This is a genomic window from Clostridium cellulovorans 743B (assembly GCF_000145275.1).
GTDB lineage: Bacteria > Bacillota > Clostridia > Clostridiales > Clostridiaceae > Clostridium_K > Clostridium_K cellulovorans.
This window is the reverse complement of sequence record NC_014393.1, coordinates 2,419,639-2,431,245: the sequence shown is the minus strand read 5'-3', so window position 1 is coordinate 2,431,245 and position 11,607 is coordinate 2,419,639. Positions and strand designations below refer to the sequence as shown.

The following is an 11,607-nucleotide window of genomic DNA, read 5'->3' as shown; positions in this document are numbered from 1 at the left end:
TTGAATATATTATTAAAAATTTATTTCATTAAACAGTCAAAAGGTATTTATATATGTTTTAACGTAAAATCAAAATAATTACTTGTTCTCTGCTTCAAAATTTTTCATAAAGTCAACAAGTTTTTCAACACCTTCCATAGGCATAGCATTATAGATGCTTGCTCTCATACCCCCAACAGAACGATGTCCTTTTAAGTTTTCAAAACCAGCTGCTTTTGCTTCTTTAACAAATTTTGCATCTAGTTCATCATTTCCAGTTACAAAAGGTACATTCATTAATGAACGATCTTCTTTAATAACTGTTCCTTTAAACATTTCGCTTGAATCTAAGAAATCATATAAAATAGCAGCTTTTCTCTCATTGATTTCTTTCATTTTTTCAAGACCACCTAAGTTTAATAAGTGTTTAAATACTTTACCACAGATATAAATTCCATATGCTGGTGGTGTGTTATATAATGAATCATTATCTGCATGTATCTTATATTGTAACATTGTTGGAGTACCTGGTAATGTATCTTCTGTAATTAAATCTTCACGAATAATTGCAATTACTACACCTGCAGGTCCAATGTTCTTTTGAACTCCAGCAAAAATTAATCCGTATTTAGTAACATCAACTGGTTCTGATAAAATACAAGAAGATAAATCTGCTACAAGTGTTTTGCCTTTAGTATTAGGTAATGTCTTGAACTTTGTTCCATAGATAGTATTGTTTTCACAAATATACACATAGTCAGCATTTTCTCTAATTTCTAAATCAGAGCAATCTGGTATATATGAGAATGTTTTATCCTCTGATGAAGCGATTGCTTTAGCATCTCCATATTTTTTAGCTTCTTGAAAAGCTTTTTTTGCCCATTGACCTGTTACTATGTAATCTGCTACTTTATTCTTCATAAGATTCATAGGAATCATAGCGAATTGTTGAGAAGCTCCGCCTTGTAAAAATAGCACTTTGTAGTTATCTGGAATATTTAAAAGTTCTCTTAAATCTTTTTCTGCATCTTGGATTATTCCTTCGAATGCCTTAGATCTATGACTCATTTCCATTACTGACATACCAGTACCTTTGTAGTCTAACATCTCTGCAGCTGCTTCTTTTAACACTTCTTCAGGTAGCACTGCTGGACCTGCTGAAAAATTATAAATTCTTGCCATTTCGACTTGCCCCCTATATTATTTAATTATTATTCATAATTAACATTTTAATTATAATAAATTCAGTTTGTAATCTTTATAGATACTCTGAACCTTTAAAAATTATTATACCATACTTTTAACAAAACGCATCATGTTATTAATAAATTTATTATCTATTTAGCCAAAATAAACACTTTTCTCAACAAAGTTACATCATTTTTGTCTAATTAACACTGTTTATCAATAACTTTAGAATTGATGATATACACTATTTAAAGTTTAATTTTTGTATAAACCAACATCCTTGGTCATATATTAATTTTCAAAAATAAGTTACGCACTAATCAATTAGTGCGTAACCCTATATTCTTTCTCCTAACAACTTAGTTAGGCTCCATTCTATACACTATAATTATAGCTATAAAACTAGCTATAATAGCAAACAATATAGCATAAGTTTCATTAATACCCCATAGTAGTCCTGTCATTGCTCCCCCTACAAAAGTACCCAAAAATTGCAATGTATTAAACACACCAGTAGCAATTCCCATACTATCTTTTCCTGACATCTTTGTTATTGTAGATGGTAATAAAGTTGAAAGAAACATATAACCCATCATAAATATAATCATACTTATAAATAGAATTATCTCTTCGTTAAAATGTAGCATTAATACAGAAGTAAAGCATGCTATAAATGCTGTCATCATCATGCTCTTTAGATGACCTTTTTCGGAGTATCTTACCATTATCTCCATAGTCATTATTCCTATAACTGTAGCTGGCACAAAAACCTTCCATAATCCACTTACCCCTAAAAATACTTCTATTTTTAAAGGAATTATAAAAAATATACTTATCATAATGTAGTTCATGAAAAATGCCATAAAATTAATAGCCATCATTGATTTATCTTTTCCTATATTTTTCAAATTGTTAATTCTATCTTTTGTATCATACTCAACAGTATTCAAATCTATATTATTTCTATCTTTTATAAAGATTAGAATATATAAACATGTTACACCAACCAATACCGAGCATAACAAAAATATCATAGGTACTGATAAAACTTGATTCAATAGCGGACCAACTAAAAATCCAAGTACTGCAGAAGTACCAACAATAATCCCAGCGATACTCATAGCAAAGTTTCGCTTCTCTTTTTCAATACTGTCACCAATCCAAGCATAAGCAACCGCTTGAATACCTCCACTCCCTTGCAACGCTCTGCCAAGTATTAAAGTATAAATATTCTTTGCTAAACATGCGATAACTAACCCAATTATAAGTAAACTTAATCCTATAAGAACAAAGTGTTTTCTTCGACCTCTTTCACTTGCCATTCCATAAGGAATCTGAAACATAGATTGAGTTAACCCAAAAATACCTACTGCAATCCCAACTAAAGCTGGTGTACTTCCACTAAGTCCTTTAGCATAAATAGAAATAATCGGCATAATTAGTAGCATTGCTAATTGTCTTAATCCTAGTGCGACACCTACTGATATTATAAAATTATACTCTCTTTTATTTAACTTCCCTTTTCTTTCCATAGAATACCTCATTAGTTTTTTTATAATATATTTAACAATATATTACACGAACCGAGGATAAATTACCATACTATAACAGAATATCATTTTTACAAACCTCCATAATTCATGCAAATTAAAGGCAAAATCTATTATTCTAATTTCAATTCTTCAATTAATATTCTTGGATTTTGTAATATTTGTTCTAATATGTCTATAAAATAATCTAGTATTTTTTCTACCGTACCTTTTCTATATATCCTAGAGTTATATGAGATGTTTACTCTTGTATTATCAAAAGGTAATATGAAAATATTAAAGTTACAATGTCCTTGATCCAAAAATTCTATATCACTTATAACCCTATCTTCATTACATAACTCTTTTATACTATCTTCTACTGGATAATTCTCAAAAAATATCACACTATCAACTAGTTCTTCGTTAGCTTTAAATTCTTTATATTCTTCCATAGCTACAAAACCATAAGTTTGTGATTCTATGGAAAGCTTTTGTAAATTCTCTAAACACTTATCAAAAGTAATTTTATTACTTTTAACTCTTACTGGAATAACATTAAATAATGGTCCAATTATCTTTTCTACATTTGGAATATTGGGAACTCTCCCTGAAATAACAGATCCAAAAACAACATCTTCTTGGTTGCTTAACTTTTGAAGTAGTACAGCCCATATACCTTGAAAAACTATATTTAATGTAACCTTACTCTTCTTTGCCATTTCCTTTAATTTAGAAGTAGAATCTTCATCTATAATTCTGTATATACTATCTTGTATATACTCACCTTTACCATTCTCTTTTATATCCTTTTTTAACAAGCTTTTTATTTTGTAATTCTCTAAAAGGTTTATCCAGTAATCATATGCCTTGCTTATATGTTGAGAGTTTATCCATTTAATATATTCACTATATTGAACAGGCATATCCCTTTGAAGTTTTCTCTTTTTCTTTATGCATTCAACAATATCAAGAAAATCTTTAAGAATAATCATTCTACTCCAGCCATCTAAAATACTGTGGTGATTGCTCCAAATAATCTTATAAGTTCTATCTCCTGTCTTCAAAATACTAAGCCTCATCAAGTAGTCTTTTGTTAGATCAAAGCCTTTAAGTGCATCATTTTTTACAAAACCTCTGAAATATACTTCTTTTTCATACTTATCAAGCATTGAAATGTCTTCATAATAAACTTGATTCTTTCTATCTTCAAAAACAATTTGCAAAGGTTCTTTCTTCTCTTTCAAATGAAATATCGTTCTTAAAATATCATATTTTTCTGTTATTATATTGAATGCTTCTTTTATTATCCCGATATCCATACCACCATTAACAGTAAATATCCTATTATTGAAATATGGACTAATGCCATTTCCCATAGTTGTATGTCTTATCATAACTTTTTGCATTGGTGATAACTGATAAATATCCTTTATTTTTAAGTTTTTCTTATTATATTGATTCTGAATACTATCCAATTCATTTATTGATATTGTCGCATACGTCAAATCACTTGGTGTTAATACCCTTTCGCTATTTACTGTACAATAGTCAATAATATCTTTAATAGAATCATAATATAAATTTGCAAACTTTCTTACATTACTTTCATTGTATTGTTTTTTACTATAGTCGAAAGCAATCTCTAACTTACCGTTCTTTATCATGCTATTTATATGGAAAGTATACTGCCTTTGGTTTTCTTCACTAATTGTGCTTTTACAAGGAATCTTCGATATTTTGAAAAGCGAATTATCAATCTCTTGATCAAATTGGCCTAAATAATTAAAACATATTTCAGGTTTCAATCTAAAAATTAAATCTTTTTTATGTCTGCCCTCTGTTAAGTATTTAAGCACGCCATAACCAATTCCTTTTTTAGGGATTCTCTTTAGTTTTTCCTTGATATTTTTAATTTGAGTTGCTAAATCGTCACTTATACTCATATCTAAATATATTGGGAAAACTGTAGTAAACCAACCAATAGTTCTATTAACATTGATATCATCAATTATCTTTTCACGTCCATGACCTTCTAAATTAATAATAAACTTCTCTTGATTTGTCCATGCTTTCAATGCTCTACCTAATCCAGTAATTAAAATATCATTGATCGAGGTATTAAATGGCTTATTGACCTGTTTAATAATAGCTTCTGTTTCTTCATCAGTTAATTCTATAACTACTGTTCCATTATCTTTAACTAAAACTTCCTCATTAGCATAGTTATCTTTTGGCAACAAAGCAATTTCTTTATTTTCAATCTCATTCCAATACAACTTCTCTTCTATTAACTCTTTACTTTGTGCATAAGTGTTTATTTTTTCAGCCCATGATTTATACGAATCTGTCTTATCCCCTAAATCTATCTTTTTCTCTTCAATGGCATCAAAATAACCTTTAGTAAGATCTTCAAAAATAATTCTCCAAGAAACTCCATCAATGACAAGATGATGAATAGCTATTAAAAGATGATCTCCACAGTCTGTTTTAAATAACCCCAATTTAACTAGTGGACCATTTTTTAAATCAATTGATTCTTGAATTTCTTTTTCTTTTTCTTTTATAATCTTTTCAAAATCATCTATTCCATGAAGCTCAACTACCTCTATATTAAACCCTTGATTCTCAAGTCCTTGGTTAAATTGAGCAATTTCACCATTATGACTTGAATAAACCATTCTCAATCCATCATGTTTTTCTATTATAGCCTTAAAAACCTTTTTTAATATTGTTTCATCAAAGCCATCTTCTTTAAATAGCATTACTGCTTGATTCCAATGATGCTCCTTATTAAATTTATTAATAAAAAAACGTTTTTGAATTGGAGTTAGTTGTACCTCTCCAACTACTAGTTCTTGATTACTTTTTACACTTCTGACCTTTACCTTACAACTTAATTCTTCAATAGTTTGATATTCCATTAAATCCTTAAGTTCAAGATCTATACTATACTTATGGAGTCTTGATGATACTTGTATAGCTTTAATTGAATCTCCTCCTAGTGCAAAAAAGTTATCACGAATTCCAACTTTTTTTACTCCCAGTATTTCTGACCAAACTAAGCACATCTTCTCTTCTGTAGAATTTCTTGGCTCTAAGTATATTTCGCCAGTATCAATATCGTCCCCAATATCCGGAAGAACTCTATAATCAATCTTTCCATTTGGAGTTAGTGGCATTTTATTAATCATGACAAAATAAGCTGGAATCATGTAATCAGGTAAATGTTTAGATAAATATTCTCTAATTTCTATAATAGTCAACTGTTCTGCTACAAGATATGCACATATAAACTTATCCTTCTCTTTATTTTCTTTTACCTGTACTAAGCTTTCTTTAACCTTTTCATATCCACTTATTACCCTTTGAATTTCCTCAATTTCTACCCTATATCCTCTAATCTTTACTTGATTATCCATCCTACCCAGGAACTCTATTGTTCCATCTGCAATGAATCTTCCTCTATCATTTGTCTTATACATAAATGAACCCTCTACAAATGGATTCCTTACAAACTTCTCTTCTGTAAGTTTTTTATTATTTACATAACCTTTAGCTATTCCTTCTCCTGATATATATATTTCACCTGGAATTCCAACAGGCATAGGATTTCTATCTCCATCTAGCACATATATATTTGTGTTGTTTATAGGCTTCCCAATAACAGGTATTTTTTTGTATTTGTCAAAATCATCAAAATCTATTTCAATTGATATTGCTCCAATAGTAGTTTCTGTAGGCCCATAATGATTAAAAACTTTTATATTAGGATAATTCTTATGCACTTTTTCAACATCTTTAAGATTTATCATTTCACCACCAAGTACTACAAGTCTTACAGAATTAAAGCATCTCAAGTCTTCAAACCTATCAGTTCTAGAGATTGTACTAAATAATGATGGGGTAGTTTTCATGAAAGTAATGCCTTTATCCTCTATATAATCCAATAAAAAATCAGGATTCGAATATTGATCTTTGCTCAAAATATGGAGTTCTGAGCCACTTAATATCGATGAATACAATGAAGTATATCCTAAATCAAAGGAAAAAGAGGATATTAAAATTCCCTTATCTTCTGCAATTAAGTTAGCCTTATTCTTAAACCAATTAGTATAATTAACAAGTCCTCTATTTTTCACTTCCACTCCTTTTGGTTTTCCGGTAGTCCCGGATGTATATATGATATATGCTACATCGTCAAAACCTTTTTCCATATCTATATTAAACTCTTCTTCAGTTGTTAAAATATCATCATCTAAAAAAAGTGTTAAAACTTTTAATTTATGCTTTTTTATTATATCCTTCTTGGTTACTATTCCTTTAACATTACTATCTAAACATATATACCTTAATCGTTCTTCTGGGATATTAGCTTCTAACGGCAAATAAGTGGCTCCTATTTTTAAGATTGCTAAAATAGATATCAATATATCTGCACATGGATATAATACAATAGCAACTGTATCACTGTTCTTTATATTATTCTTTAATAGTACCCTTGCTAGCTGATTTGCTTTTTTATTTAACTGATCATAAGTTAAGATTTCTTTTTCTGTTACAATTGCATTTTTATTTTTATATTTTTCTACAATATCATGAAAAATATCTACTATAGATTTTTTCTCATCTATTAAAACTTTAGTATTATTAAAACCATAGAGAATATCTTCCCTTTCTTGTTCTAAAAACATATCCGTATTTTTAATAGGTAAATTCACATCACTCATAAATCTTGTCAATAAATTTATATATTTTTCTAAAATATCTTCTGCTTCTTTAGTTTCTATAAATTCAGATTTATGTAACAATCTAATTGATATATCATCACCAACTTTATTAAATGAAAAAACTACATCAAAATTATACTGGTTAACAACTGATTCCTCATGTATATTGCTCATAAACACACCAACATTTGTAAGCTTAGTGATGTCTTCATGATGAAATATTTTATTCAATATCATCTTCATAGGATAATCTTTATTTTTATATGCATCTAATACTGTTGCCCTAGTTTTTATTAATGTTTCTTTAAAAGTATTACTACTATCTATATCATCTTTAAATATAACTAGATCATTATATCCACTAGAATTATCGTCTTCTAAAACTGGAGTTGCTACAACAATGCTTTTACTGCCAATATACTTGTATATTAATATCTCTAAGACTGTTGTTAGTAACACAAACATTGTAACCTCAGTATTATTACTAAGTTTAATTATACTTTTTGATATTCCTTCAGGTAGTTTTTTACTGACCTCACTAATATTATTCCTATCTATACTGAATTCTCTATTTATATCTACATAAGGAAAGCTCACTGGTTGGAGCTCTCCATCAAGTTTATTCATCCAAAATTCTAATTCTTCTTGATATTCTTTTTGTGAAAAAAGTATATTTTCATATAGTTTTAACATATACGTTACCCCCTAAAAATTAAAATCTAATTTTATTTCATCCTTATTTTTTTTATCTATAACCTTATATTTTTTAAGTTCTTCATCAGATAATATAGTAATTTCATTTATTTTTATATTTATATCTTTAGTAACACAATTAAGCAGGTTAATAAAATGCTCACTTAACTTTTCTATTGTTTCGCTTTTAAACAACTTCGTGCAGTATATGAAAGATAGTATTATATCTCTTTCTTTTTCATTAACAGCTAAAGATAAATCAAATTTAGTAGTCTTATTCTCCAATTCACATGGGACACAACGAAGATTTTTTAATTTAATCTCTGGAATGTACATATTTTGCATATTGAACATAACATCAAACAGAGGATTTCTTCCTGCTTTTTTTCTATAACTTATATCTTTAAGTATCCATTCAAATTGATAATCTTGATTTTCATAAGCTTCAAAAGTTTTTTCCTTAATTTCTTTTAGAAAATCTATAAAACTCATATCACTGGCGGGTTTAGCTCTAAGTACAAAAGTATTAACAAACATTCCTACTGTGCTATCAAAATCTGGATGAGATCTTCCAGATATAGGTGATCCAATTAATATATCTTCTTGCATTGTATACTTAGATAATAAAACACTATAAGCACCAATGAGCACCATATACAAGGTCATTTCATTTTCAAGAGCTATATCATATAAACTTTCAGCTAATTTGGTACCAACATTAACCTTCACTTGTTCCCCTTCAAAACTCTGAACAGTACCTCTTTCATAATCAAGAGGCATTTCTAATAAAGGCAACTCATCACTTAAAATATTTTTCCAATAATTTTTTTGCACTTCATAACCATTATCTTTCATCTCTTTGTTTTGCCACATTGTGTAATCCCTGTATTGTAGTTTTGTTTTTGGTAATTCTAAACCCTCATATAAAGAACAAAATTCCTTTACTATTAATCCCATTGATGTACCATCAGAAATAATATGGTGCATATCAAGTAATAATAAATATTCCTTTACATCTTCAATCTTTACCAATGTAATCTTCATTAATGGAGCTTTTTCTAAATTAAAAGGGGAAATAAAATTTTTCTTATAATTTTCAGCATCTTCTCTGCTTAATTTCTGATAATTAACATTGAATTTAACCTTATCATTGATTATTTGTGATGGAGTTCCATCAATCAACTTAAAGGAAGTTCTAAGTGCTTCGTGTCTTGAAACAATTATATTAAAAACATCTATAAATTTCTCTATATCAATTTCACCATATAAATGGATACCAGCAGAGATATTATAACTTGTACCGTTTGGGTCAATTCTATTTAACGTATATAAGCGTTTTTGTTGTGAAGATAGTGGATAATACTGCAATTTTTTAGTTTTTTCAATACTTTTATATTTAGTTTTATCCATTCGTCTTATCTCATTAATAACGCCTTTAATTGTCTTATGTTTGAAAAGGGTTTTTATCTCAAGATTCACCTGTAGCCTCTTATTAAGTTCTGAAATGATCATTCCAGCTCTTAATGAATCCATTCCGATTTCTATTAAATTGTCATTTTGACTTATGTACTTTATACTTAAAATTTCATACAAAACGTCCATGACAATACATTCAACTTCATCTTCTATTTCCTTCGGAACTATAATATCAATTATGTCTATATTTTCTTTAGAAATATCTTTAAGAATATATGGTTTAATGCTGCCGGTATTAAACATTTCTAACAATTTAAATCTTTGAATTTTCCCCCCACTTGTACGTGGCATCTCATCTAAGAAAATTATATTCTTAACATCTATACCCATATATAAGTTTATTTGTTTCTTTATTTTACTAATAACATCTCCATATTTCTTAATTTCTTCTTTTGTTTCAATAAAAACCAACACTTCTTCTGTCTGGATTTCATCATTGAATTTACCAACTACTGAAACAGTAGTTATTAGAGGTTCTTTCAAATTTTCAAGTACTCTTTCAAAATCACTTGGATAATAATTTTTTCCGTTGATAAATATTATTTCTTTTGCTCTCCCTGTAATAACTAACTTATTATCTCTTAAAAATCCAACATCTCCAGTTATTAACCAACTGTCTTTAGTAAAAGCTTTTTCTGTCCTTACTTTATCGTTATAGTAACCTTTCATAACACTAGGACCTTTTATTTGAATATGTCCTACTGTATCTTCGGGAAGCTTTTTTCCTAAATCATCACATATCCTTAATGTACAGTTATCAAGAACTTTACCTGCTTCTACTAAGGAAATTTTATTATTATCATTTATATCAGTAACCTCTTTAATTTTCTTTCCTATTGTAAGAAAGTTCCTATCTAAATCATAATTATTATATTTTTCTTTCATTGTAGAAATAGTTATACCTAAAGTAGCTTCTGCCATGCCATATGCAGGAATTATAGAATTTTCACTTAGTCCATAATTAGATAATACTTCAATAAACTTTTTACAAATATCATGATTTACTGGTTCAGCACCATTTAATATCACGTCAATAGATGATAAATCTAATTCTAATCCATTGGTCTTACCAAAGGCTCTTAAAAAATGCATATAACCAAAATTTGGTGATGCGGTCAATGATATTTTTTTCTCACTGGCTTTTATCATCCAAAGCAATGGATTTACCAGAAATAGCTTTGTTGGCATTATATACTGATCAATGCCGAATATTAGTGAAGTAATATGAAGTCCAATTAGACCAAAATTATGAGTTAATGGCATCCAGCTAAGAGAACGCTTCACACTAGGTCCATTTATAGCAACATAAGTAGCACTAGTGTACGAGAGGATATTTGAACTTGATAATTCAACCCCCTTTGGCTCACCTGTAGAACCAGATGAAAATTGAATCATAACTGTATCCTCTGGAGTTATTTTAGGCAAATCAAACTTTTTTACTTTATCATAGTTTTTGAGAAGAAACATTCTCTCCTCTATTAGATGAAGCACTTCTTGAGACTCTTGCTTAATTAAATCTATTAAATATTCTTTTTGATTTTCTCCTACATAAATAACTGGATTATTTAGTTTAGTCACAACATTTTTAAGTCTATTTATATCTTGACTGTTTTTACATACTGGTATAGGAACCGCAATAATCCCGCCCAAAACACAGGCCCAAAAAGTAGATATGAACTCTTCTTCATCATCAATTTGAAATACAAGCTCTTGATTGCTTTTCAACCCATGTTCTTGTAGTTTGGCTAAAATACTTGAAGAATTATCATATAACTTCTTATAAGAAAGATATGATTCTTCTTTATCTCCTTTTATAAAGTATATTCCCCTATCATTATTTTTTAGTGAATCAAACATATCCCTTAGAGTATTCATAATTTCATCTCCTTAATTTTAAAAATCCCATGAATAAAAATAACTATATTTTTATAATTTTATAATTATCTTGGCAATTATATGTGTATGCCTCTATTTCAATTAATATAATAAAGTTAATAACTTCTTTTATATTA

Annotated in this window: 4 protein-coding genes; all 4 read right to left on the bottom strand. The window is 28.5% G+C overall.

All coding sequences use genetic code 11. The features are described from left to right. Positions 1-78 precede the first annotated feature (78 nt). The 4 genes from serC to CLOCEL_RS10175 all read right to left on the bottom strand — a co-directional run bounded on the left by serC (position 79) and on the right by CLOCEL_RS10175 (position 11,470). Complete coding sequence (gene serC, locus CLOCEL_RS10190) at positions 79-1,161, bottom strand: 3-phosphoserine/phosphohydroxythreonine transaminase (protein WP_010077007.1); 1,083 nt, start codon at positions 1,159-1,161, stop codon at positions 79-81. 365 nt (positions 1,162-1,526) lie between these two features. Then, the gene (locus tag CLOCEL_RS10185; RefSeq protein WP_010077008.1) at positions 1,527-2,699 is read right to left on the bottom strand and encodes an MFS transporter; all 1,173 of its coding nucleotides are present in this window, start codon (positions 2,697-2,699) and stop codon (positions 1,527-1,529) included. A 131-nt stretch (positions 2,700-2,830) separates the two neighbouring features. After that, positions 2,831-8,119 carry a non-ribosomal peptide synthetase gene (locus CLOCEL_RS10180; RefSeq protein WP_013291713.1) on the bottom strand — a complete coding sequence of 1,763 codons (5,289 nt, stop codon included), beginning with the start codon at positions 8,117-8,119 and terminating at the stop codon, positions 2,831-2,833. Positions 8,120-8,131: 12 nt separating this feature from the next. Then, entirely contained in the window at positions 8,132-11,470 is a 3,339-nt protein-coding gene (locus tag CLOCEL_RS10175; protein ID WP_010077012.1) for a condensation domain-containing protein, read from the bottom strand. Positions 11,471-11,607: the final 137 nt, after the last annotated feature.

What these genes read in the sequence shown, in the direction of transcription:
- CLOCEL_RS10175 (WP_010077012.1), bottom strand. Translation starts at nt 11,470, where the DNA reads ATGAATACTCTAAGGGATATGTTTGATTCACTAAAAAATAATGATAGG.
- CLOCEL_RS10185 (WP_010077008.1), bottom strand. Translation starts at nt 2,699, where the DNA reads ATGGAAAGAAAAGGGAAGTTAAATAAAAGAGAGTATAATTTTATAATA.
- serC (WP_010077007.1), bottom strand. Translation starts at nt 1,161, where the DNA reads ATGGCAAGAATTTATAATTTTTCAGCAGGTCCAGCAGTGCTACCTGAA.
- CLOCEL_RS10180 (WP_013291713.1), bottom strand. Translation starts at nt 8,119, where the DNA reads ATGTTAAAACTATATGAAAATATACTTTTTTCACAAAAAGAATATCAA.